Origin of the sequence: Micromonospora pallida, from assembly GCF_900090325.1 — a bacterium.
GTDB lineage: Bacteria > Actinomycetota > Actinomycetes > Mycobacteriales > Micromonosporaceae > Micromonospora > Micromonospora pallida.
Genome location: NZ_FMHW01000002.1, coordinates 3,090,314 through 3,114,579, shown reverse-complemented (window position 1 = coordinate 3,114,579; position 24,266 = coordinate 3,090,314). Strand labels below are relative to the sequence as shown.

The following is a 24,266-nucleotide window of genomic DNA, read 5'->3' as shown; positions in this document are numbered from 1 at the left end:
GGCCACACGAGGAGATCCACCCATGCCCGCTGACCCTTCCCACGCCCCCGAGCTGTGGTTCCTGACCGGCAGCCAGCACCTGTACGGCGAGGAGACCCTGCGCCAGGTGGCCGAGCAGTCGCAGGCCATCGCCAAGCAACTCGACGCCAGCGGCGCGCTGCCCGCCAAGGTGGTCTGGCAGCCGGTCCTCACCGACTCGGCCGCCATCCACGCCCGGGTACTCGAGGCCAACGCGGCCCAGCAGTGCATCGGCGTGATCACCTGGATGCACACGTTCTCCCCGGCGAAGATGTGGATCGCCGGCATGGACGCGCTGCGCAAGCCGATGCTGCACCTGCACACCCAGGCCGGCGCGGAACTGCCCTGGTCCACCATCGACATGGACTTCATGAACCTCAACCAGGCCGCGCATGGCGACCGCGAGTTCGGCTACGTCACCGCCCGACTCGGTGTGGCCCGCAAGGTCGTCGCCGGCCACGTCAGCAATCCCGTCGTCGTGGACCGGGTCGCCGCCTGGGCCCGCGCCGCCCTCGGCGCGCACGAGCTGCGGACGCTGCGCCTGGCCAGGTTCGGCGACAACATGCGCGACGTGGCCGTCACCGAAGGCGACAAGATCGAGGCGCAGCTGCGGTTCGGGGTCTCCGTCAACACGTACGGGGTGAGCGAGCTGGTGGAGGTCGTCGACCAGACCGCCGACGCGGTGGTCGACGACCTGGTGGCCGAGTACCTCGACAGCTACGACGTGGCGGCCGAGCTACGCCCGGGCGGGGACCGCCACGATTCCCTGCGCTACGGCGCCCGGATCGAGGCGGGCCTGCGGACCTTCCTCTCCGACGGCGGCTTCCGGGCGTTCACCACCAACTTCGAGGACCTCGGCGGCCTGCGCCAACTGCCCGGCCTCGCCGTGCAGCGGCTGATGGCCGACGGTTACGGCTTCGGCGGCGAGGGCGACTGGAAGACCTCGGTGCTGCTCCGTACCACCAAGGCCATGGAAGCCGGCCGTCCCGGCGGCACCAGCTTCATGGAGGACTACACCTACCACCTGGTGCCCGGACAGGAGAAGAGCCTCGGCGCCCACATGCTCGAGGTCTGCCCCAGCATCGCCGGGCGCAGGCCCACCCTCGAGATCCACCCCCTCGGCATCGGCAACCGGGAGGACCCGGTGCGCCTGCGCTTCACCGCCGCCCCCGGCCCGGCCGTGGTGGTGGGCATCAGCGACCTGGGCGACCGCTTCCGCCTGACCCTCAACGAGGTCGACGTCGTCGAGCCCGACGAGGCGCTGCCCCGGCTCCCGGTCGCGTGCGCCGTGTGGGAGCCGCGACCCACCCTGTCGACCTCCGCCGAGTGCTGGCTGCTGGCCGGCGGCCCGCACCACACCGTGCTCTCGAAGGCGGTCGGCACGCAGGAGTTCCGCGAGCTGGCCGAGATGCTGCAGACCGAACTCGTCGTCATCGGCGCGGACGCCACGCCGGAGACGCTCCAGCGGGAACTCCGCTGGAGCGCCGCCTACCACCGCCTCGCCGCGCGCCTGTAACCGCACCGTAGCCCCCGACCACCGTCGAACCGCACCGGTTCGACGGGCGATCAGCCCTGCCCGAACGCCCCCACCTCGGAAGGAGCACCCATGCCACACCCCCACCGCTGGTCCGTCACCCGACGGCGCAAATTACTCGCCGCAGCGCTCGCCGCGACCCTCACCTCGACCCTGGCCGCCCAGCCGGCCCAGGGAGAGCCCACCGCCGGCCGGGAGCCGCAGGTCGACCTGGCGCCACTGTCCAGGCCGTTCGTCATGCCCGGCTTCAAGGAGCAGGAGTTCAACGGCGCGCTCCTCGTCGGCGAGGGGGAGACCCGGTTCTCGGTCTCGGTCGACCTGCTGACCAAGGACAACAAGATCGTCCACGAGAACATGGTGCCGAACATCCGGCGCATCGGCCCGATCGCCACCGACGGCTCCTACTACGAGATCGAACTGAGCACCGACGACCGGGTCCTCACCGCCGAGAAGATCGGCGGCCTGCAGGCGACCCTCGACCACCCGGAGAGCTGGTCCGCCGAGGACGTCGCGGCGGCCCGGACCCAGTTGCCGACCCTCAAGGCCCAGTACGAGCGGAACCAGCGGAACCGCCGCAACATCGTCATCCGCTTCGCCCGGGTCAGCCCGACCGAACTCGTCGGATCCGTGACCGCGCTCGACGACGACACCACCGTCTTCCTCGACGCGAGCGCGCCCTGGCTGGAGCCCAGCCGCTACGTGGTCGCGGGCGACCGGGCCATGACGGGCACCACCACCGGGCTCACCGACCCCGACCGGCAGGCGCACCTGCGCGTCGACACCAGCGTGCCGGCCGACAGCAGCGCGTCGTACGCCTCGCTGAAGGCCATGCTCGACGCGATGGTGGGCAAGAACGGCGCGGCCGGGGACGGCGCCGCGGCCATGCGCTGGGAGCTCGACCGCGACGAAACGGTCACCTTCACCGCCCGCATGGGCGACGCGACGCTCGCCGCCTCGTCGCGCTCGCAGGCCGAGGCGCTCGCCATCCTGACGCAGGCCCGCAGCCGGGTGAACGACGGCAGCGTGGACGGTGACGGCTCGGTTGGTCAGACGTCGACGTACATGCGTGACGCCATGGCGCTCAACGCCAACTACGACGAGAAGTTCAACCGCAGCTTCGTGATGTGGGGCCTCGGCGGCGGTGGCGACGACATCTTCAAGGGCTGGGACTCGGCCTGGGACGGGATCACCGCCCTGAGCCTCGACCCGGCGCTCGCGCTGGACCACATCCGGGACTTCTACGACCAGGGCGGCGCCCGGTACGACCAGCTCCACGCCGGCCCGATGCACGCCTACCTCGCCTGGCGGGCCTACGTCCGCACCGGCGACCGCAGCATCCTCGACCTGGTCTATCCGCTGATGGTGCCCTACATCGACCGGATGCGGGAGTTTGACACCGACGGTGACGGCCTGCTCGAGACCCCCTGGGCGGGCGAGCGTCTCGGCGGTCGCGGCAACCACCTCGGCCTCGACGACAGTCCGCAGTACTACAACGCCATCCAGGTGCCGACGAACGGCAGCGACAACCGGGACAACACCAACCTGACCGACGTCGCGCTCAACTCGTACTACGGGCTCTTCGCCGAGAACCTCTCGCAGATGGCCGAGGTACTCGGGAAGGACGCCGACCGGACCCGGTTCGCGCAACTGCACGCGAAGCTCGAGCAGCGCATGAACGACCGGCTGTGGAACGCCGAGCGTGGCCTGTACCTCAACCGGTATCTGGACGGCACCTGGGAGCCGACCACCACGCCGACGGTCTTCTACCCGCTGTTCGGTGGGCTGGCCGCCCCGGACCGGGCCGAGATCCTGGTCCGTGACCACCTGCTCAACCCAGACGAGTTCTGGGGCGAGTACGCCATCCCGAGCGTGGCGCGCAACGACCCGGCGTTCTGCTCCGCCGGGCGGACCCACGAGGTCGCCCCGCCGTACCGCTACTTCCAGCGCTACAACGACGAGGACGCGTGCGAGGAGTGGAAGGGGGCCGTGTGGCCGCCGATGAACGCCACGGTCTACGACGGCCTGAAGCGGTACGGCTTCGACAAGCCGGCCGCGGAGCTGGCCACCAAGAGCAGTGACCTGTGGTTGTCCACCTGGGAGGAGATGGGCTGGTTCCCCGAGTACTGGGACGCCGAGCCCGGCCAGGTGGTCAACGGCGCGGCCACCGACACCGCGTGGCGTACCTACAGCTGGTCGAACCTGATGCCGCTGATGGGCACCCAGGAGCTGATCGCCGACGAGCCGTGGGGTGACCCCCGGGGCATGCGCTTCGGGACGTTGGGCCTGCCGGGCACCAACTCGGTCAACGAGGTGCCGCTGCACGGGCACCGCTACAAGGTGGTGGCCGGCCCCAAGTCGACGGTGGTCCACCAGGACGGCCGCCCGCTGTTCATGGCGCAGGGGGCGCGGGTCGTCGTCCGGGACTTCGTGGTCGCGGACGGCACGGCGACCTTCACTGTCAAGTCGGACGGCGAGGCCACCGTCAAGGTCTTCCCCGAGGGCGGTGGAAAGCCCCGCACCGTTCAGGTGCCGGCGGGCACGACCCAGGTACGGCTCTGACCCAGGGCGGGTTCGGGCAGCGTCGCGCGACGCTGCCCGAACCCGCCGCACCGACGAACACAGTCACCCCCTGACGTCGGGGCTGCTCGGGCCATCGTCCTGCGGCATCCGGCGTACGCGACGGAAAGCGGGACACGACAATGAACGACCACGTGAGACTGGGTAGGCGGGGACTCCTCGGTGGTCTCCTCGGCGCCGGCCTGGCGGTGGGGCTCGGCGGGCTGCCGGCGTACGCCACCACAACAGCCGGAACAGCCGGTGCCGGGGCGCCGCCGCTGGCGTCCCTGCCCCTCGACCGGGTCCAGCTCCTGGAGAGCAGGTTCCTGGCCAACATGCGGCGGACCACCGCGTACCTGCGGGTCGTCGACCTGGACCGGCTGCTGCACACGTTCCGACTCACCGTCGGCCTGCCCAGCACCGCACAGCCGTGCGGCGGCTGGGAGGCGCCGAACGTACAACTGCGCGGGCACACCACCGGCCATCTGCTCAGCGGCCTCGCCCTGGCCGCCGCCAACACCGGCGACGCAGAGCTGGCGGCGAAGGGCGCGCGACTGGTGGCCGCCCTCGCGGAGTGCCAGGTCGCGGCGGCCAAGACCGGCTCCACCCCCGGCTACCTGTCCGCCTTCCCTGAGACGGCGTTCGACGACATCGAGGCCGGCAAGAACGTGTGGGCGCCGTACTACACGATCCACAAGATCATGGCCGGGCTGCTGGACCAGCACGTCCTGCTCGGCAACGCGCAGGCCCTCACGGTCCTGCTCGGCATGGTGGACTGGGTGGACACCCGGACGTCACGGCTGTCCCGGGAAGCCCTGCAGAAGGTCCTGCACACGGAGTTCGGCGGCATGAACGAGGTGCTGGCGAACCTGTGGTTCGTCACCCGGGACGAGCGGCACCTGGAACTCGCCGCCCGGTTCGACCACGACGAGATCTTCGGGCCGCTCGCCGAGCGCCGGAACACCCTCGCCGGGCGGCACGCGAACACGGACATCGCCAAGGTGGTGGGTGCCGCGGCGCAGTGGGAGGCGACCGGCGAGGAGCGCTACCGCACCATCGCGACCTACTTCTGGGACCAGGTCGTGCAGCACCACACGTACGTCATCGGCGGGAACAGCAACGCCGAGTTCTTCGGCCCGCCCGGCCAGATCGTGAGCCAACTGGGCGAGAACACCTGCGAGAACTGCAACAGCTACAACATGCTCAAGCTCACCCGGCAGCTCTTCCGCAACGACCCGGATCGCGCGGCGTACATGGACTACTACGAGTGGACGCTGCTCAACCAGATGCTCGGCGAGCAGGACCCGGACTCCGCGCACGGGTTCGTCACGTACTACACCGGCCTGTCCAACTCCGCCAGCCGCCAGGGCAAGGGCGGATTGGTCTCCGACCCGGGGACCTACAGCAGCGACTACGACAACTTCTCCTGCGACCACGGCACCGCGCTGGAGACGCAGGTCAAGTTCGCCGACAGCGTCTACTTCACCCGTGGCGACGTGCTCTGGGTGAACCTGTTCGTGCCGTCCGAACTGGACTGGCGCGAGCAGGGGCTGCGACTGCGGATGCAGACCGATTACCCGTACGACCCCACGGTGCGGCTCACCGTGGACCGGGGCGGCGACGCCGAGATCCGGGTCCGCGTCCCGGGATGGGTCGAGCGCACCGGGCAGCCCGCCAAGCTCCGGGTGAACGGCCGCTCCGTCGGGGTGGTCTGTCGACCGGGCGCGTACGTGGCGGTCCGCCGCACCTGGGCGGCCGGCGACATCGTGGAGCTGTCGCTGCCGATGGCCACGGTGTGGCGGCCGGCTCCCGACAATCCGGCGGTGCACGCCCTGACGTACGGTCCGCTGGTGCTCGCCGGGCGGTACGGCGACACCCCGCCCGCCACCCTTCCGACGATCGAACCGTCCTCGCTGACGCGCGTGGCCGGCACGGCGGACTTCACGGTCCTCGCCGACGGGCGGCGGGTGCGGCTGAGCCCGTTCCTGGACGTGCACCACGAGCACTACAACGTCTACTGGGCCGTGCGTCCCGGACGGCCGGCGCCCAAGCTGGTGGCCCGCTACGCGTTCGACGACAGCGCGGGGCTGGTCGACTCCACCGGACGTTGGGCCGACGCGGCGCTCGCGGGCGGGGCCTCGTTCGTCGGTCGGGACGGCGGTGGCGCGGTGGCGCTCGACGGGCAGGGCGGGCACGTCGTCCTTCCCGCAGGACTGCCCACCAACCTGACCGAACTGACCGTGTCCGTGTGGACCCGCCTGGAGTCCGTCGCCAACTCCGCCCGCGTCTTCGACCTCGGGTCGAACGCCCAGACGTACATGTTCCTGACGTCGCGCACCGGTCGTGGGACGGCACGGTTCGCCATGAAGCTGGGCGGTATGGAGACCGAGGACTTCGTCGACGCGGACCGGCCACTGCCGACCGGGGTGTGGACCCACGTGGCCGTCACGGTGGCGCCGGGCGTGGCCCGGCTGTACCTCGACGGCGAGCAGGTGGGGATCAATGAGCAGATGGTGATGTCCCCGCTGCTGCTCGGCGCCACGCAGCAGAACTTCCTGGGTCGCTCGCAGAACGTCAAGCACCCGTGGCTGCACGGCGCGGTCGGCGACTTCCGGCTCTACGGGGTCGCGCTCAGTGCCGGGGACGTCGCCGCCCTGCACGCCGGGACCTTCCACCGGTACGAGTGACGGAGGCTGGGCCGGCCCTCCTCGACCTGAGCGGGCTGGCCCCGTCGCCCGATCCGGAATCGTGTTGCCACTCAAGATCGTCGTGCGTAGGCTGTTGCCGCGCTTCCCGGTGCGAAGGTGACGGTTCCTTCCTCTTACGAAATACCGTCGCCGTTGGTGACCTCGGGAAGTTCTCACGCCGCATGCCCGGTGCGCAGACGACGGATACTTCGTAATCTATGGGTCGGGGGTTCGAATCCCCTCCAGCCTGTGCTGGCTGGTAGCTCAGTGGCAGAGCAATAGACTCTCCGTCGTCGACTTCTGATCTCGGGCATGCGGCGTGACTGTTGTTCTCGTCCATGATCACAGGACGACAAACTCCGTTGCCCGGCCACTGTGGCCGCCACTAACGTCGGACCCGCACTTCCCGGTGCGAAGGTGACGGTTACATCTTGGAGGGGTCCACGACCCCGGTGAAGAGTCCGTCCGTCACCGGATTCTGAACTCGGGAGGCGCGACCACACCGCATACCCGGTGCGCAGGCAACGGTTACTTCCCGGATCCGCAGGTTGGGGGTTCGAGTCCCCCGAAGCCTTCGGGCTGATAGCTCAAGCGGACAGAGCAGCGGACTAGTCCGTCGTCGACTTCTGATCTCGGGTATGCGGTGTGGTGGCGTTCTCCCGTCTTCGACTGACATGGGGGGACGTGATGGCCAAGTTCAACTTCACGCTTCGGCGGAATCGGCCCGAGGCCGACACGATCGTGACCGCCGAGGGCGCACCGGGCTTCGCCCGTGAGCCGCGTGCCGAGCTGTTCCTGCTGGCCGTGTCGAACATGGTCGGCGAGGACACCTTCTACGAGGGCGCCGCGGCGCGGGACGCCCGTTTCCGTGAGCTGATCGCCACTGTCGCGGTCGCCGACCCCGAGTGGTTCGGCCGGTTCGTGCCGTGGCTGCGGACCGGCGCGCTGCTGCGTTCGGCGTCGGTCGTGGCGGCCCTGGAAGGTGCCCGTGCGCAGGTCGCGGCGGGCGTGCCGGGTTCCCGGTCGACCGTGGACGCCGCGTTGCAGCGTGCCGACGAGCCGGGCGAAGCGCTGGCGTACTGGCTGGGACGGCACAGCCGGGCGCTGCCGAAGCCGGTCAAGCGGGGCATCGCGGACGCCGTGGTGCGGCTGTACCACGAGCGCAGCCTGCTCAAGTACGACTCCGAGCGCAGTGCGGTGCGGTTCGGTGACGTCGTCGACCTGACCCACCCGAAGGCGAAAGACGAGCGGCAGGGCGAGCTGTTCCGGCACGCCTTGGACCGGCGCCACCAGCGCGACAACCCGCTACCGGAGTCGCTGCGGATGTTGGCGGCGCGGGCCGAGCTGATGGCGTTGCCGGTCGAGCGGCGTCGGGAGGTCACCGACCCGGCGGTGCTCGGCGCGGCCGGCATGACGTGGGAGGCCCTCGCCGGCTGGCGGCAGACCATCATGGACGCGGCGGCGTGGGAGGCGATCATCCCGACCATGGGCTACCTGGCGTTGCTGCGTAACCTGCGCAACTTCGACCAGGCCGGGGTCAGCGACGCCGTCGCCGAGCAGGTGGCGGCGAAGCTGTCCGACCCGGGCGAGGTCGCGCGGTCGCGCGTACTGCCGATGCGTTTCCTGTCGGCGTACAACGCGGCGCCGAGCCTGCGGTGGGGGTACCCGCTGGAGAAGGCGTTGCAGCACGCGCTGGCCAACGTGCCGGCGCTGGACGGTCGGACGCTGGTCCTGATCGACACGTCCGGGTCGATGAACAGCGCGTTCAGCAAGGACGGGACGTTGCGCTGCTGGGACGCGGCCACCGTGTTCGGCCTCGCGCTGGCCGCCCGCGCGCAGCACGCGACGGTGGTGTCGTTCTCCAACGCCACCCGGGTGTTCCCGGCGGTGGCGGGGGAGTCGGTGCTGGCGGGCGTGCGCCGGTTCAAGGACGGTGGCTACTTCTACGGCGGTGGGACCGAGACCGAGAAGGCGGTCCGGAACCACTACGACGGGCACGACCGGGTGGTCATCCTCACCGACGAGCAGGCGCACTGGCACGGGTCGGCGGACGTGGCGGCCGCAGTGCCCGCGCAGGTTCCGGTGTACACCTGGAACCTGGCGGGATACCGGATCGGGCACGCGCCGACCGTCGGGAACCGGCACACGTTCGGTGGTCTCTCCGACGCCGCGTTCGCGATGATCCCGCTCATCGAGGCCGGGTCCCGCGACCAGTGGCCGTTCTGAGCGCCGTGCGGCGTCGGCCTGCCGAGGCCGACGCCGCACCTTTCTCGTACGAAGACGGGGGAGCGACGTCAGGAACGCCGCTGCGGCAGGACGACGATCGCGTCCCCGTCCGGCCGTTCGCCGGTGCTGTCGCTGGGCACGCCCTGTAGCACGCCGTCGACCACCATGGCGGTGGAGCCGCCGCCGTCGAGGTTGAGCGCGTCCACGGCACCGAGGCTCCGCATCACCTGTGCCACCTCGGGGAGGCTGAGACCCACGCTGTGTCCCGGACGGCGGCCGTCGACGGTGAGCAGGATGATCCGACCATCCGCGGTGACCCCGGCGGCGGTACGCGGGTTACGCCGCAGGTACCAGCCGTTGTAGAACGACCCACGGTCGGCCGCCCCGATGTCCTCGGGGCTGAAACCGTCCCGGACCGGGTCGAGCGCGACCTGACCGTCGCGCAGCAGCAGCGGACCGCCGTTGACGACCGAGGTGCCCGCGGTGAGCGGTACCGGCGTACCGCGCTCGGCGTCGAGGACGGTGTCGTGTACGGCGAGCCGCTGGCCCGGCCGGGCGTGCTCGCGCAGCCACTGCCCGCCCGTGCCGGTGCCCTGGAGCAGGCTGCCGTCGGCCGGCACCGGTCCACCGAGACGCTCCCGTACGGCGACCACGGTGCCGTCGGCGTCCAGCGTCACCTGGTAGCCCTCGCCCTCCGGGGCGGCCGGGCCGAAGACGGGCGTGATCGCGACCAGCTCGTTGTCGTTGCCGCAGGTGTAGTCGTGGGCCGGACGCGTGAACGGGTACGCCGCGCCGACTCCGCCGCAGTTCACGATGAGCCCCGGCCTGCGGTTGAGGCCGGTCACCTCGTGCTGGACACGCCCAGCCCGCACCGACAGGCGGGTCGCCAGCCTACGTACCGTGGCACCCGTGCCGGAGTCGGTCGGGACGACCAGCGCCGGCCGGTCGTTGACGGCTTCCGACACCAGGTCGCCGTCGACGACCGAGATCCCCGCGAGGTCGCCGTCGGTGCCGGCCAGCCCGGGGCCAGGCTGACCCGTGCCGGTCGGGGAGATGACGAAGAAGCCGCCGTTGACGGCGGCGAGTGCCCCCGTACGCTGCGCGATCGAACTGGTCGTCTCCCGACCCGGGACGATCTGCGTGGCCAGCTCCGAGCCGAGTCGCCCCCGGAACTGGCGCGGGTCGACGACCAGCACGTCGACCGACCACGGTCCGGTCGTCGGGTGGCCGTCCTCGCCGGTGAACTGGACGCTGCCGCCCACCCCCTTCGCCTGGAGGTCGGCCGCGATCGCCTGCGCTGCCGGCTGGTCCGCAGCGCGCCCCACCCGGACCATCCAACCGAGCGGACGGTCGCCCGGACCGACCGGCGACGGCCCGGCGGCCGGGTCGCGCCTCGGTTCGTAGCCGGCGGCTCGGGCCCGCTGCTCCAGCGCGACCGCCTCGGCCTCGGTCGTCGCGGTACCGACGGTGACGGTCCAGAAGTCGTCGGCGGAGGGCGCCCCGCGCTCGATCGCGACGTGGGTGACGCCGGCGGCGAGCTGGCGGGTGGTGCGGGTCTCGGCCAGAGCCGCCGGCCCGAGCGGCAGCCCACCGGGCACCTGCGCCAGCGACGACCCGCCGGGCGCGTCCGCGAGCGGCCGGCCGTCGGGGCCGTTCGGTGCGGCCGCGGCCAGCGACGATACGGCGAGACAGGCCGCCGTCACCCCACCCGCCAAACCAAGTCGTACGGTGCTGCGACGCATGGTGATCCTCTCGACTTGATGCAACATCTCGGGCATACACCTCCACAAGCCCGAGCATTCTCGGCCAGCGGCACGCCCGGTGTCCACTGTGGCCGACAGTGGTGTGGCCGGACCGGCCGTTTGCCGGCAGACATGCCTGCTACCAGTGAAAACGTCGAATCGACCGGCTGTGATCGGGTGTTAAACGGCTCGGTGCCCACCAGCGAGAAGGGCAACAACGACCTCTTCGAGGCGGCGCTGCCGGAGAACCCGCAGGTCCGGTACTGCAACGGGCGTCAGCGCGGCTACCTGTCCTGCACCGTGACGCCGGAGCTGTGGACCGCCGACCTCTGGTTCGTCGACGACATCGTCGACGCCGGCTCGCCGGTGCGCCGGGGCGCGTCCTACGTCCTGGAGGACGGGCAGCTCGGGGCGCAGGCAGCCTGAGTTCTCTCTCGACGCGGTGCCGCGACCGGATGGACGGTCGCGGCGCCGCGCGTTTTCGGCCCCGGTGGCCGGGGCGGGCTGACACCAGTGACCGTCCCTACCGAGGCCGCAGTTTGTGGCGCGAGTGTGTGGATATCGGTCAGACCGTAACTGGCTGGTTGGGCTGCACCTCGAAGTCGACGGCTGCCCAGTAGCCCTTCATGCTGCTGTTAGTGGTTGACCTTCAATGTTCCGAGCTTTACGGTGATGGCCGTAATCACGGAAGGGATGCCTATGCCTATCCAGCAGCGCCGCCGCCTGGCGTCGGTCGCCGTCCTGGCGACCCTCGTCGCCGGCACCGCCGTGTCGGGTCTCCCGGCGGTGGCCGCCACGCCGACCGAGACCCTGGTCGGCGTGCCACATCACAACCTGGCGATCTACGGCGCGACCTTCGGCTCCACGTCCGCCGGCGACTACGCGTACGCGGTGGCGCGCGGAACCACCGGCGCACTCAACGTCATCGACACCCGCACCGCGACCGTGGTCCGGACCCTGCCCCTACCTGGCGCCGGCGGTTCGTGGGGTGGCACCGTCACCCCGGACGGCACCGCCTACATTGGCGCCGACAGCAAGTTGTTCCGCTACCGACCCGGCGCCGACCACGTGGAGGACCTGGGCTCGCCGGTACCGGGTGAGACCACCGCGTGGCGCCTGGCGAACGACGGGGAGCGGGTCTTCGTCGGCACCTTCCCCACCGGCAAGGTCTACTCGTTCCACCATGGCACCGGCGCCGTCCGGGACTACGGGCAGATCTGGCCGGGCGAGCAGTACGCCCGTAGCGTCGCCGTCGCCAACGGCAAGATCTACGTCGGTCTGGGCACGGTGGCCCGGCTCGTGGAGGTCGACGTCGAGTCCGGTGAGCGGCGGGAGATCCCGCTGCCCGAGCAGTACCGCACGGAGCAGTTCGTCTACGACCTCGACGTCCACCAGCACACGCTCTTCGCCCGGCTCGCCAACAGCAACCGGGTGCTGGTGCACGACCTGAAGGCCGGCCAGTGGATCGCCGAACTGGGTACCGCCTCGGGCCTGGACTTCTCCCCGCCGGACGCGAAGAAGAACGTCTACTTCAGCTCGACGTCGACGGGCCGGCTGATGGCCTACAACCTGCACACCCGGACGCTGACCCCGACCAGCTTCACCGGATTCGGCACCTCCCGTGGATTCGGCTGGACGCACCTGGACGACCCGGAGTGGCCGGGCAGGACGCTCGTCACGATCAGCCTGGGCGGCAACCTGTCCTACTACAACCCGCAGAGTGGCGCCAAGAAGGTCGTCTCCGCCGGGGTCAAGGGACACCCCGCCCAACTACAGACGGTGGCGGCCGGCCCGGACGGCAAGATCTGGTCCAGCGCCTACCCGAGCGGCGGCATCACCTCCTACGACCCGGCGACCGGCACGTTCAACGAGAACGCCGGGGCGCTGGGCCAGGCCGAGGGGCTGTACTCCTACCAGAACAGGATCTACGCCGGCGTGTACCCGGGCGCGAACCTGCTCGAGATCGACCCGGCCAGGCCGATCGTGCGTGGCACCAACCCCCGGCAGTTCGCCTCACTCGGTGCCGACCACCAGGACCGGCCGTTCGCCATCACCGGCGTCGGCAACCGGGTCGCCTTCGGCACCATCCCCGAGTACGGCCAGCTCGGTGGAGCGCTGGCGCTCGTGGACCCGGCCACCGGGGCGAAGGAGGTGCACCGGAACGTCGTACCGGAGCAGAGCGTCACCGCCCTGACGACCGTCGGGAACCTCGTGCTCGGCGGCACCGGCATCTGGGGCGGGCTCGGCATCGCGCCGACCCAGACGGAGGCGAAGCTCTTCCTCTGGGACCCGGCGACCGCGACGAAGGTCTGGGAGGGCACCGCCATTCCGGGTGCCAAGGCGATCACCCAACTGATCGTGGCGCCGGACGGCCGGATCTGGGGGGCCACGGTCGGTACGCTCTTCGAGTTCGACCCGGTGAGCCGGAGCGTGGTCCGGACCGTCGAGGTGGAGCCGTTCGACTGGAGGAACGTCTCCCACGTCTGGCGCAGTGACCACCTGGCGGTCGCGCCGGACGGCGCGGTGTGTGGCAACTTCCGGACCACCGTCGCCTGCGTCGATCCCGAGACGCTCTCGGTGCAGAAGCTGGCCAGCGGCATCAGTGACGTCTGGACGATGGACGCGTCCGGCGTCATGTACTACGCCCGGGGCGGGGAGCTGTACCGGCTCGTGCGGTGAGCCCGGTGGCCCGGGCGGGCGGCGACCTCCGCCGCCCGCCCGGGCCCAGCGGCGTCGACCGCCGGGCGGACCGGCACGGTCACGGACAGCCTGCGGACGGTGGCCCGCCTGCCAGGTGATCGCGACCCGGGCCGGTCGGTCAGTGGGGTGGTCGCCCGGAGACGGGCTCGAGCCGCTCGCGGTCCCGGGTGAGCGTGAAGCGCCGCGGCCCGCCGTCGTCTTCGGCCTGCCAGCCTGCGGTCAGTGCCGCCCGGATCAGGTCCGCGACCAGCTGCGGCGTGACCGGGGTCAGGGCGAACACCTCGGCCGCCTGCTCCGAGGGCGTGGTGATGATCGGTCCGTAGTTGAGCCACGGGTCGTCGTAGGCCACCCGGACCTCCAACGGGGTGCCCCGTCCGGTCGTGGTGTGCCAGACCCTGACGACGACGTGACCGGGGTCGACGTGCCGGACCATCCATCGATAGTCGACGCCGTCGACGTGGATCCTCCGCTCGCGACTCCTGGCCATGCGGCGACGTTAGGCGGTTGCGGCGTCACCCGACAGCGGAATTCGCGACAGCCTGCTGGATGTCACGGCGAACCAGGACCCAATGCATCGATGTATTTACATATTTCTCCTCGACGTGTATGAAGACCGAAAGCATGTCTGGATGCTGGTCCTGGGAGGAGCGACGATGAAACACACTCTGCGCCGCCTGCGAACGGCGGCGGTCGCGCTCGGCGCCTGCACACTCGGGCTGAGTGTGCTGTCGGTACCGGCCGCCGAGGCGTACTCGGTCCAACCTCTGGCACCACACTCCGCGCGAGCGCCCGAATCGGATCAGTTCTCGGCCGAGGGCGTCACCACGGTCGGCGAACTCCGCACCGTCGACGGCTCGCTGTCCTATGCCCGGGACGGCCGGACACAGGTCATTCGGCATCCCGGCGCGTCGTACGTCAAGGTGCACTTCAGCTCACTGCGACTGGCCCACGGCGACTACGTGACCGTGTCGAGCCCCGACGGCCGGGAGAGCTACCGGTACGACCGCGACCTGAACCGGGCGACCGGCTCGGACTACACCACCGACGGGCAGCCGGGCTTCTGGGCGATGTCGGTGGAGGGTGACACCGCGGTGGTGACGCTGCACAGCAGCCGGTCCACCCGTGGCACCGCCGCGACCATCGACCGGTTCTGGCGCGGCTACGACCCCACCGAGATCAAGCAGCACAACTTCTCCACGCAGTCCGTCTGCAGCACCGACGCGCGCCGCGACGTGGTCTGCTACCAGGCCAGCCACCCCAACGAGTACGCCCGCGGCAGGGCGGTGGCGCGGCTGCTGATCAGCGGCGGCGGGATGTGCACCACCTGGCGGGTCGGCAACACCAACCGCATGCTGACCAACAAGCACTGCTTCTCGACGCAGTCCGCCGTCAGCGGCAGTGAGATGCAGTTCAACTACCAGTGCGCCACCTGCGGCGGCGCGAACCCCGGCGCCGGCACCAAGGTGAGCGGAGCGACCCTCTACAAGGTGAGTAGCGGCGGCTCCGGCGAACTGGACTACGCCCTGTACTCGGTGAACAACTTCACCAGCATCCAGGGCTTCGGCACGCTGTACCTGAGGACGACCGCCACCACGACCGGCACCCGGATGTACATCCCGGGGCATGGCGACGGCAGCCCGAAGCGACTGTCGATCTACGAGGACACCCAGAACGGCGTGACGTGCACCGTCAAGAACGCCAACTACAACACCTGGAACATCAGCTACAGCTGTGACACCTCCGGCGGCAACTCGGGCTCGCCGGTGCTGGACAGCAGTCACCGGGTGATCGCCCTGCACCACCTCGGCGGTTGCCCGTCGAACCAGGGGGCGAAGGCGCACCTGATCTACAACGAGATCGCCAGCCTGATCGACAACAACGGCTGACCACGACTGACCACGACGGGCCGCCGGGACGCACGTCCCGGCGGCCCGTCGACCGTCTGGCCCATGTGGTCGGCCTGAAACGCGTTCCCGTCGTACAGCGAACCCACCTCGGCAGGTGCCCTACACTCGCTCCCGGCGGGTGGTAGCGCAGAGGTCGTCGCGCTGGCCCATCAAGGCCGGAGGACGCCGGTTCGATTCCGGTCCATCCGCCGCCCGGGCGCCCCTCCGCCCGATCCGTGTGGGCCGTAGCGCAGAGGTCGTCGCGCCTGGTCTCCAAAACCAGGAGGACGCCGGTTCGATTCCGGCCGGCCCGCCGCCTAAACTTTTCCGGCGAGCGGCTCGTAGCGCAGAGGTCGTCGCGCCCGACTGCTAATCGGGAGGACGCCGGTTCGATTCCGGCCGGGCCGCTCCCGACGGGAACGGGGACGCCGAGATGGAGCGCCGACGCGAGCGGGACCGACAGTTGCGGTTGCTCAGGTACGCCTCGCCGCCGGCCATGGTTGCCGCCGTCACCGCCCGTCGCCGGGCTGGTGACTGGCGCGGCGCGTGCGCCGCGGCGCTGGTCGACGCACACGTCGACCTGCGGGACGTGACCTCCCGGTACGGCACCGACGAGGCTGCCCGGATCGAGGGCGAACTGCGCGGCCTCGCGCCGGACCTGCTGCGTCGCTTCCTGCCCCGCACCGACTCCCTGACCCTGGTGCCGAGGGCCACCGTCGTGCTCTCCCGGCTGCGTGGCCCGTTCCCGACGGACACGGGGAGGCTCGGTCCGGGTGTCCCGCTGCTGGTGGCGACGCTTCCGCTCACCGAGCGCGCGCCCCAACGGGTCGGGCTGCGGGTCACCGACAGCGGGCGCCTGCCGAGCTGGTGGTACGACCTGCCCGGCTGGTGCTGGGACGCGGACGAGGTCGCCGCCCGCCGTTGGGCGTACGGCGCCTCGGCCGTCCGGCTCCCCTGGCACTCGCTCGCCGGCTGCTCGTACCCGCAGGGCGACACGGCCACATCGGATCATGCCGGTGACCGCGCCGCCGAGGTGGAGCGCGTGGCCGCGCTGCTGGCGGCCCGACAACCGGTGGCGGCGTACGACGCGGCCGGGGTCGCCGTCGACCCGGACGAGGTCTGGCAGCGCGGGCCCTGGTTCGAGGCCCGGCTCGTCGCCCATGCGCCGGCGTTACCCGTGCTTGTCGACGAGACCCGACGGCTCGCCCACCGATACGCGGTGATGACGCAGTTCAGCGCGGATCGCAGGCTCGCCGTCGAGTTCGCCGCCGGAGACCGACTGACCGTCCGCGCGGCGGCGTGGAACGAGCCGGCCGCCGGGCCGTGCGCCTTCGGGGTCCCGGCACCGGCCGACGTGGCACTGCTGGGCTGGGGCGCCCTGACTCCGGACGACCTGCACCCGCTGGTGCACGAGGCGCTGTTCCCGGGGCGGGCCCAGAGGTGGCAGGCGCCTGAAGCCGCACCACACCCGCCGATCCGGGTCCGGTGCGGGCCGGACTGGCACCTCGTCCGGATCATCGACGGTCGCCTCGCCACTCCACAGCACAGCGACGAGGAACTGCGTCGCGAGTTCGTGCTCGCCGGGCTGGGCGGACCGCTCGTCGGCTGCGCGGCGGCGGTGCGGGCCTGGCGCACCGGTGCGAAACCCCTGCCGAAGGAGCTCCGCAAGGTTCGGCAGGACATCTTCGCCCGCGCGTTGCACGGCGACACCGACGGTCTGCTCGCCCTGCTCGCCGACGGCTTGGACCCCGGATTGCGCGACAGCACGGGCAGCACCCTGATGCACTGGCTGTCCCACCTGGACCACGTGCGGATGCTGCCAGCACTCACCGCCGCCGGTCTCGACGTCAACGGACGCGACAGGGACGGACGCACCCCGCTGCACGCCGCTGCGGTCGCGCTGGCCACCGAGGTGATGTCGGCCCTGCTCGCGGCCGGCGCCGATCCGGACGTGGTGGACGTGCAGGGTCATACCGCCGCCGGTCTGCTCGCCACCGCGCGGAAGCTGACGCGACGGTAGTGGGGCTGGCTGTCGGTGGCCTTCGGTATGCTGCCGCGCGGCGAGGCCGTAGCGCAGAGGTCGACGCGCCTTGACGGCAAGCTGGAGGACGCCGGTTCGAATCCGGTCGGTCTCGCCCCCACCCTTCCCGAAGGAGCAGCATGTCCGTCGAGCGTGCCGAGCTGGCGGCCTGCCTGGCCGTCCTGGCCCGCCTCGATGATGCCGACCTGGACGAGGGGACCCGGCAGGAACTGGAGCGGGCGGTCGTCGTCGCCCACCGGGGAGTGAAGAAGCGCGCCAAGGCCCGCCGGGACGCCGCTACCCGGTCGGCCGACCGCGCCTTGCTGGCTGGCGCCACCCGTTTCCACACCGAGATCCCCGATCCCGTCCCGCCCGTCACCGACCAGCCCGCCATAGCCGACCGGGCCGGTGCGGACCGGGACGGCGTAGACCAGGAGGGCCCAGGCCGAGAGGGCGCGGATCCGGACGCCGCCGGGCTGGCCGGGCCCAGGGCGCTGCGCCGAGAGCGGCGCTGCTATGTGTGCAAGCTGCCCTACCGGCAGGTCGACGTGGACTACCACATGATGTGCCCGTCGTGCGCGGCGGAGAACCGCGAGCGGCGGCACGCCCGCTGCGACCTGACCGGACGCACCGCCGTGGTGACCGGCGGCCGGGTGAAGATCGGCTTCCACACCGCGCTCAAGCTGCTCCGCGACGGCGCCGAGGTCATCGTGACGACCCGATTCCCCCGCGACGCCGCCCGCCGCTTCGCCGCCCTGCCCGACGCGGACGACTGGGCCGACCGGCTTTACGTGCACGGGCTGGACCTGCTCGACCTGGCCGGCACGCTCGACTTCGTGGCTCTGGTCGGTCGGCGCTTCGCCGGGCTGGACATCCTGGTCAACAACGCCGCCCAGACGCTCTACCGGCCGGCGGCGTACCACCGGGAGGTCCGGGCGGCCGAGTCCGTGGCACTGGCCGGGCCGGCCGCGCGGATCGCGATCGGCGCCGCCCCGGCCACCCCGACGGCGGGGAGCCTGCCCGTCGGGCTGGACACGTTCTTCCCCGCCGGGCAGGTCGACGAGACGGGCCAGCCGCTCGACCTGCGCGAGGTCAACTCGTGGGTGCTCAGCGACGCCGACGTGAGCCCGCACGAGTGGTTGCAGGTGCACGTGGTCAACGCCTTCGCGCCGTTCCTGCTCACCTCCCGGCTACGCCCGCTGATGGCGGCCAGTGTCCACCCGCAGCGGCACGTCGTGCAGGTCTCCGCGATGGAGGGCAGCTACTCCCGCTCCGGCAAGACGACCCGCCACCCGCACACCAACATGGCTAAGGCCGCGCTGAACATGCTGGTCCGCACGGTCGCCGTCGACTACCTGACCAGCGGCATCCACATGAACAGTGTGGACACCGGCTGGGTCACCGACGAGCGTCCGCACCCGGGCAAGACCGCCCAGCGGGACCTCGGCTTCCGGCCCCCGCTCGACGTGGTGGACGGGGCCGCCCGCGTCTACGACCCGATCGTGCGGGGCGTGCGCGGCGCCCCGGTGAGCGGCCAGTTCCTCAAGGACTACCGGAGCGTGCCCTGGTGACCGACCCGACGCCGGTGCGCTGCCCGGCCATCACCGATCCCGACGCCGGTCTGGCCCAGCCGGGCGACTTCGACCCGTTGCTGGTCCGCCTCGCGGTGCCGGACGTCGTCGTCGCGCCCGAGGAGTTCCCGCGCGGGACGGTGCAGCCGGACGGCCGGCTCGACCTGTGCAAGCAGGGCGTCGGTCCGGTGCAGACCGCCCGGATCGTGGCCGCCGCGGTCGACTCGCCGCTGGTGCGGCACCTGCTGCTGGGCACCAACGGCCTCGGTGCCGACGGTGCCCGGGCGGTCGCCGAGGCGCTGCGCCCGGGGCACCACCTCCAGACGCTCTACCTGGGCTGCAACCGGATCGACCCGGCCGGGGTCGACGCGCTCGCCGCCCGGCTGGCCGGTGACGACACGGTGCGGGCGCTGTGGCTCAAGCGCAACCCGGTCGGCGACGAGGGGGTCCGGCGGCTCGCCGCCGCGCTCGCGGTGAACTCCGCCATCCGTACGCTCGACCTGGTCAACGTCGGGATGAGCGTGCGCGGGCTAGCCGCGCTCGCCGAGGCGCTGACCGTGCGCGAGCAGCCGGTGCAGCGGCTCTTCCTCGGCGGCAACGGCTTCGGCCCGGACGCCGTGCCGGTGCTCGGCAGGCTGGTCCGGGACGCCGGGGTCCGGGAGGTCTACCTGGCGGCGAACCACCTCGGGGACGCCGGCGCCGCCGCCCTCGCCGAACTGCTCGACGGGGTGGCGGTGACGATCGGGCTGGGCGGTAACGGGATCACCCCGGTCGGGGTGACGGCGTTGGCCCCTCACCTGGGTGCCTGGCGGGCACTGGACCTGGCCCGTCCGCCGTCCGAGCGGGCTCTCGGGGCACGCGGCAACGTGGTCGGCGACGAGGGTGCGGCGGTGCTCGCCGACGTGCTGCCCGCCGCCCGGCTGCGCCGGCTGGACCTGCGGCGTACGGAGGTCGGCGGCCGGGGTGCGCGGCGGCTCGTCGAGGCTGTCGAGGGCCATCCGACGCTGGAGTACCTGGGCATCAACGGGGGCGTGCCGCGCCGGCAGCGTCGTCGCGCCTCGGCGCTGCTCGCTGAGCGGCCGGTCACCCCGCCCCACGAGGACATCCGGGCGATTGCGAGCGTCTACCGGTGAATTCGCCCGTGATCGACGAGATCCGCACCTGGCAGCGCGTCCGCCGGTACGCCGTGCCGGCCGCGATGGTCGAGGCGTCCACCGCGGCCCGGGAGGCCGGCGACTGGCGGGCCGCCTGCGCCGCCGCTCGGATCGACGTGGCGTTCGACCTGACCGAGGTGGCCCGAGAGCACGGCCGGGCCCGGGCCGGCCGCATCGAGGCGGATCTCGGGGTGCTCGCCCCGGACCTGCTCCGCTGGCACCTGCCGCGCGTGCTCGGTGGCCGTACCGGCGTGGCCACCCACCAGCGGTTCGTGTTGTCCACCTGGGACAAGCGGTTCGGCAAGAACGACGTCGCGCTGGTGGTGGACACGCCGAAGACCGTCGACGGGTCGCAGCGGCTGCGACTGACCGTCCGCCCCGCACTGGGCGAGAACCACCAACCCCAGGACCTGCCGCCGGTGTACTGGAGCGCCGCGCATGTCGACGGCCTCGCCGGCGCGTACGACGGTTCCCCAGTCCGGCTGCCCGGCTTCGCGCCCGACGGCACCCGGCGGCCGTTCGAGTCGTACGCGACGGTGGTCGACCCGGGCGATCCGGCGAGCCGGGCCGAGGTCTTCGACCGGCTGATTGCCGGCGGCGAGACGATCGCGGCGTGGGCGGTGGCCGGCGTCGACCTCGATCCGGAGGTCCCGGAGAGCTACTACCTCGACCTTGAGGTCAAGAAGGTCGCGCGCGGCTGCCTGGTGCCCCTCGGGCTGGGCGCCGAGCTGACCCGTCTTCACACCCGCTACGGCGTCGACCAGGTCATGATCTGGTCCGGGGGACGGCTGGTGGCCGAGGTACGCCGGCAGCGGCGCGGCCCGGTGGCCGCCGCGTTCGTCGGGTACGACCAGGAACGTTACCGCCGCTCTCGCTTCGCCGGCGTGGTCCATGAGCGACCGGTCGACCTGGACCTGCTGCGGCTCGGCCTGCTCGGTCCCGCCGAGCTGCATCCCCTGGTGCGTCGGGCCCTGTTCCCGGTGTCGGCGCCCACGATGGACGACAAGGTTCCGCCGGGGGACGGTCAACTGGCGACCGGGACGGTACGGCCACGGGCGGCCGGACCGGAGGCGGTCCAGCCGGGGGCATCCCGGGCAGCGGCGAGCCGGCCCGCCACGGCCCCGCCGGAGGCGGGCGGCCTGCGGGTGGAGGCACGTGTGCGGTGCGGCGGAGACTGGCACACCCTCGTACACGGCGACGGCCGGCTCGACCCGGTCTCGCACACCTCCGAGGAGGTCGCGGGGGAGGAGCTGCTGCGTGCCCTGGGCGGACGGTCGGCGGGCTGCTTCGCCGCCGTGCAGGCGTGGCAGGGCGGCGACGGCCGGCTACCCCGGATCCTGCGCGCGCTGCGGCGCGACGTGCTGCTGCGGATCCAGCACGGCGGAGCGACGGCGATGACCGCGCTGCTCGACGCGGGGCTCGACCCGAGGATGGGCGACGGCCGGGGTGGGACACTGCTGCACCATCTGCGCGCGGTGGGGGACGTCTCGCTGGTCCGGCGGCTGGCCGACGCCGGGGTGCCGATCATGGCGGGGAATCGCCGGGGGCGTACCGCGCTGCACGTGGCCGTCGGCGACGGCGGTAGCCCGGAACTGGTCCACGCGCTGTTGGCCGCCGGCGCCGACCCGCACGCCCCCGACGGGGACGACCTCACCCCCTTCGACCTGGCCGATGGCAAGGCGGGCATGTACGACGACGACAGTGAGGACGGGCAACCGGTGCTCCGGATCCGGGACGTGCTGACCGAATGGGTGCGGCGGTGACGGGAGCGCTCACGGCCGCCGACGACCTCGTCGCCGCGACCCGCGAGTGGCGGACCGAGCCGGCCGCTGACCCGAAGGTCGAGGCGCTGGCCCTGGCGGTGACGGCGAACCTGCCGGTGCTGCTGTGGGGCGAGCCGGGCATCGGCAAGTCCGCCACCCTCCAGCAGCTCGCCGAGGGGCTGGGCCTGCCGCTGGAGACGGTCATCGCCAGTGTGCACGAGCCGTCGGACTTCGCGGGGCTGCCGATCGTCGGGGACTCCCCGGCCACCGACGGGGTCCCGATGGCCCCGCCGGACTGGGCGGTCCGGCTGGCGCGTACCGGCTCGGGGTTGCTCTTCTTCGACGAGCTCTCCTCCGCGCCGCCGGCGGTGCAGGCGGCGCTGCTGCGGGTGGTGCTGGAGCGGCGGGTCGGCAGCCTCGCGCTGCCGCCATCGGTGCGGATCGTCGCGGCCGCGAACCCGCCGACCAGCGCGGCGGACGGCTGGCACCTGGCCCCGCCGCTGGCGAACCGGTTCGTGCACCTGCACTGGACACACGACCCCCGCACCGTCGCGCGGGGCCTGGCCGGCACCTGGCCGGCGGTGACCGTGCCGGGGATCCGGCCCGGCCGTACCGCGACGGCGCTGGCCCGGGCACGCGGGGCGATCGCCGGTTTCCTCACCGCCCGGCCGGGGCTGACCCACCACCTGCCCGCCGACGCCGAGGCCCGCGGCGGCGCTTGGCCGTCGCCGCGCACATGGGAGATGGTGCTGCGGCTGCTCACCGTCCACCACGCGGCCGGGACCGACGCGCAGGCGCTGGCGCTGGCCGTGATCGGCGCGGTGGGCGACGGCGCGGGCCTGGAGTTCGTCACCTACCTGGAGAACCTTGACCTGCCCGATCCGGAGCGGGTGCTCGCCGACCCGGAGGCGTTCCGGCTGCCTGACCGGGGCGACCGGCAGTTGGCGTTCCTCACCGCGGTGATCTCGGCGGTGCAGGCGAAGGTCGACCGGTCCCGCTGGGAGGCCGGCTGGGTGGTGCTGGGCAAGGCGGTCGAGGCGGGTGTGCCGGACGTCGCGGCCCGTGCCGCGATGGACCTCGCGGCGCTGCGGGACACCTCCTGGCCGGTGCCACCGACCATCCACGCCTTCGCCGACGTGCTGCGGCTCTCCGGACGTCTGCCCGGATGAGCCCCGGCGGCGGCCGGCTGGACCGTACCAAGCTGCTCGCGGCCCGGTTCCGAGCGGCGCAGGACCGGCCCTACCTCGCCACCGCGCTGTACAGCGTCACGGTGGTCGAGTCCCCGCACGTGCCCACCATGGGCGTCGACCGGCACTGGCGCTGCTACGTCTCGCCGGGGTTCGTCGACCGGCTGCCGGTGGCCCAACTCGCGGCGGTGTGGATCCACGAGGTGGCCCACCTGCTCCGCGACCACCACGGTCGCGCCGACCGGCTCCCCGTCGGGCAGCGGCGCGACCACCACCGGGTCAACGTCGCGCAGGACTGCGAGATCAACGACGACCTGCTGGCCGACCGGCTGCCGCTGCCAGCGGACCGGATCGAGCCGAAGACCTTCGGGCTGCCGGCCGGTCTGCTGTTCGAGGCGTACCTGCCGCTGCTGCCCGCGCGGGTGTGCGGCGGGGCGCACGGCTGCGGGCCCGGGGAACACGACTGCGCGGCCGGGGGGCACGACTGCGGGTCCGGCGCGCACGGCGTCGACCGGCCGTGGGAGCAGGGCGGCTCGGGCGGCGTCAGCGCGGTGGAGGCGGGCGCGATCCGCCGGGAGACCGCGCACGCGGTCCGCGCCCACGTCCGGGCCCGGGGCACCGTCGCGGCCGGCTGGGAACGCTGGGCCGCCCAGGTGCTCGAACCCCGGGTGGACTGGCGTCGGGCGTTGACCGGCGCGGTACGCGAGGCGGCGGCCTGGGCGATCGGCGCGGTCGACTACACCTACCAGCGGCCCTCCCGGCGCGCTGCGGCCATGCGGCGGGTGGTGCTGCCCAGCCTGCGCCAACCGGTGCCCCGGGTGGCCATCGTGGTGGACACGTCGGGGTCGATGGGCGACGCGCAGCTCGCCGCCGCGCTTGCCGAGGTATCGGGGGTGCTCCGGGCGGTCGGCGTCGGCGGCAACCGGGTCACCGTGCTCTCCTGTGACGCCGCCGTGCACGTCGTACGGCGAGTGCACACCGTCGGCGAGGTGCGGCTGGCCGGGGGCGGCGGCACCGACATGCGGGTCGGGATCGAGGCCGCGCTGCGCGACCGACCGCACATCGTGGTGGTGCTGACCGACGGGCTGACCCCGTGGCCGGCCGCGCCGCTGGAATCCACCCGGGTCATCGCGGGGCTGATCGGGACGGATGCGCCACAGCCGCCGTCCTGGATCACCAGCGTCACGATCGACGACTGATCCGACCCGGTCGCGTGATCGCG

15 protein-coding genes and 3 tRNA genes are annotated in these 24,266 nt (G+C 72.2%); 16 read left to right on the top strand and 2 right to left on the bottom strand.

Features of this window, described 5'->3' with window-relative positions; translation table 11 throughout:
- Positions 1–22 precede the first annotated feature (22 nt).
- From araA to GA0074692_RS12455, 4 genes are all read left to right on the top strand, one after another.
- On the top strand, positions 23–1,534 hold the full coding sequence (gene araA, locus GA0074692_RS12470) for an L-arabinose isomerase (RefSeq protein WP_091643729.1): 1,512 nt from the start codon (positions 23–25) through the stop codon (positions 1,532–1,534).
- Between the two features lie 90 nt (positions 1,535–1,624).
- Positions 1,625–4,111 carry an MGH1-like glycoside hydrolase domain-containing protein gene (locus GA0074692_RS12465; protein ID WP_091643726.1) on the top strand — a complete coding sequence of 829 codons (2,487 nt, stop codon included), beginning with the start codon at positions 1,625–1,627 and terminating at the stop codon, positions 4,109–4,111.
- 152 nt (positions 4,112–4,263) lie between these two features.
- Entirely contained in the window at positions 4,264–6,795 is a 2,532-nt protein-coding gene (locus GA0074692_RS12460) for a beta-L-arabinofuranosidase domain-containing protein (RefSeq protein ID WP_245730282.1), read from the top strand.
- A gap of 687 nt (positions 6,796–7,482) precedes the next feature.
- Complete coding sequence (locus GA0074692_RS12455) at positions 7,483–9,021, top strand: TROVE domain-containing protein (RefSeq protein ID WP_091643719.1); 1,539 nt, start codon at positions 7,483–7,485, stop codon at positions 9,019–9,021.
- A gap of 68 nt (positions 9,022–9,089) precedes the next feature.
- On the opposite strand, the gene GA0074692_RS12450 is transcribed toward GA0074692_RS12455, so the two are convergent.
- Positions 9,090–10,763: a phosphodiester glycosidase family protein gene (locus tag GA0074692_RS12450; protein WP_176738429.1), complete on the bottom strand. Its 1,674-nt coding sequence runs from the start codon at positions 10,761–10,763 to the stop codon at positions 9,090–9,092.
- A gap of 192 nt (positions 10,764–10,955) precedes the next feature.
- Between GA0074692_RS12450 and GA0074692_RS12445 the strand changes: the two genes are divergently transcribed.
- Positions 10,956–11,189, top strand: coding sequence for a hypothetical protein (locus tag GA0074692_RS12445; RefSeq protein ID WP_091643711.1), 234 nt, complete (start codon positions 10,956–10,958; stop codon positions 11,187–11,189).
- A 273-nt stretch (positions 11,190–11,462) separates the two neighbouring features.
- The gene (locus tag GA0074692_RS12440; RefSeq protein WP_091643706.1) at positions 11,463–13,442 is read left to right on the top strand and encodes an NHL repeat-containing protein; all 1,980 of its coding nucleotides are present in this window, start codon (positions 11,463–11,465) and stop codon (positions 13,440–13,442) included.
- A gap of 139 nt (positions 13,443–13,581) precedes the next feature.
- Here the strand turns inward: GA0074692_RS12440 and GA0074692_RS12435 are convergent, their stop codons facing one another.
- Positions 13,582–13,950, bottom strand: coding sequence for a hypothetical protein (locus GA0074692_RS12435; RefSeq protein WP_141725252.1), 369 nt, complete (start codon positions 13,948–13,950; stop codon positions 13,582–13,584).
- Between the two features lie 166 nt (positions 13,951–14,116).
- Between GA0074692_RS12435 and GA0074692_RS12430 the strand changes: the two genes are divergently transcribed.
- The 10 genes from GA0074692_RS12430 (at position 14,117) to GA0074692_RS12385 (ending at position 24,243) form a co-directional block, all read left to right on the top strand.
- Positions 14,117–15,349 carry a trypsin-like serine peptidase gene (locus GA0074692_RS12430; protein WP_091643698.1) on the top strand — a complete coding sequence of 411 codons (1,233 nt, stop codon included), beginning with the start codon at positions 14,117–14,119 and terminating at the stop codon, positions 15,347–15,349.
- 135 nt (positions 15,350–15,484) lie between these two features.
- Positions 15,485–15,560, top strand: a tRNA-Asp gene (locus GA0074692_RS12425).
- A gap of 28 nt (positions 15,561–15,588) precedes the next feature.
- Positions 15,589–15,663: transfer RNA gene (locus GA0074692_RS12420), tRNA-Trp, on the top strand.
- Between the two features lie 20 nt (positions 15,664–15,683).
- Positions 15,684–15,758: transfer RNA gene (locus GA0074692_RS12415), tRNA-Ser, on the top strand.
- Between the two features lie 24 nt (positions 15,759–15,782).
- Entirely contained in the window at positions 15,783–17,369 is a 1,587-nt protein-coding gene (locus tag GA0074692_RS12410; protein WP_091643695.1) for an ankyrin repeat domain-containing protein, read from the top strand.
- Positions 17,370–17,509: 140 nt separating this feature from the next.
- The gene (locus GA0074692_RS12405) at positions 17,510–18,940 is read left to right on the top strand and encodes an SDR family NAD(P)-dependent oxidoreductase (protein WP_091643692.1); all 1,431 of its coding nucleotides are present in this window, start codon (positions 17,510–17,512) and stop codon (positions 18,938–18,940) included.
- Positions 18,937–20,073, top strand: a complete 1,137-nt coding sequence (locus GA0074692_RS12400) for a leucine-rich repeat domain-containing protein (RefSeq protein WP_091643689.1) — start codon at positions 18,937–18,939, stop codon at positions 20,071–20,073. The genes GA0074692_RS12405 and GA0074692_RS12400 overlap by 4 nt, the downstream gene beginning before the upstream one ends.
- A complete protein-coding gene (locus tag GA0074692_RS12395; RefSeq protein ID WP_091643684.1) occupies positions 20,070–21,857 on the top strand; it encodes an ankyrin repeat domain-containing protein in 1,788 nt (595 codons plus the stop codon). Before GA0074692_RS12400 ends, GA0074692_RS12395 begins: the two co-directional genes overlap by 4 nt.
- On the top strand, positions 21,842–23,026 hold the full coding sequence (locus tag GA0074692_RS12390) for an AAA family ATPase (RefSeq protein WP_091643681.1): 1,185 nt from the start codon (positions 21,842–21,844) through the stop codon (positions 23,024–23,026). The genes GA0074692_RS12395 and GA0074692_RS12390 overlap by 16 nt, the downstream gene beginning before the upstream one ends.
- Positions 23,023–24,243, top strand: coding sequence for a vWA domain-containing protein (locus GA0074692_RS12385; RefSeq protein WP_091643677.1), 1,221 nt, complete (start codon positions 23,023–23,025; stop codon positions 24,241–24,243). Before GA0074692_RS12390 ends, GA0074692_RS12385 begins: the two co-directional genes overlap by 4 nt.
- The last annotated feature ends 23 nt before the right edge of the window (positions 24,244–24,266 follow it).

Excerpts from the sequence above, each read along its gene's own strand:
- GA0074692_RS12435 (WP_141725252.1), bottom strand. The coding sequence starts at position 13,950 with ATGGCCAGGAGTCGCGAGCGGAGGATCCACGTCGACGGCGTCGACTAT.
- GA0074692_RS12455 (WP_091643719.1), top strand. The coding sequence starts at position 7,483 with ATGGCCAAGTTCAACTTCACGCTTCGGCGGAATCGGCCCGAGGCCGAC.
- GA0074692_RS12405 (WP_091643692.1), top strand. The coding sequence starts at position 17,510 with ATGTCCGTCGAGCGTGCCGAGCTGGCGGCCTGCCTGGCCGTCCTGGCC.
- GA0074692_RS12385 (WP_091643677.1), top strand. The coding sequence starts at position 23,023 with ATGAGCCCCGGCGGCGGCCGGCTGGACCGTACCAAGCTGCTCGCGGCC.
- GA0074692_RS12430 (WP_091643698.1), top strand. The coding sequence starts at position 14,117 with ATGAAACACACTCTGCGCCGCCTGCGAACGGCGGCGGTCGCGCTCGGC.
- GA0074692_RS12440 (WP_091643706.1), top strand. The coding sequence starts at position 11,463 with ATGCCTATCCAGCAGCGCCGCCGCCTGGCGTCGGTCGCCGTCCTGGCG.
- GA0074692_RS12390 (WP_091643681.1), top strand. The coding sequence starts at position 21,842 with ATGGGTGCGGCGGTGACGGGAGCGCTCACGGCCGCCGACGACCTCGTC.
- GA0074692_RS12465 (WP_091643726.1), top strand. The coding sequence starts at position 1,625 with ATGCCACACCCCCACCGCTGGTCCGTCACCCGACGGCGCAAATTACTC.
- araA (WP_091643729.1), top strand. The coding sequence starts at position 23 with ATGCCCGCTGACCCTTCCCACGCCCCCGAGCTGTGGTTCCTGACCGGC.
- GA0074692_RS12450 (WP_176738429.1), bottom strand. The coding sequence starts at position 10,763 with ATGCGTCGCAGCACCGTACGACTTGGTTTGGCGGGTGGGGTGACGGCG.
- GA0074692_RS12410 (WP_091643695.1), top strand. The coding sequence starts at position 15,783 with ATGGAGCGCCGACGCGAGCGGGACCGACAGTTGCGGTTGCTCAGGTAC.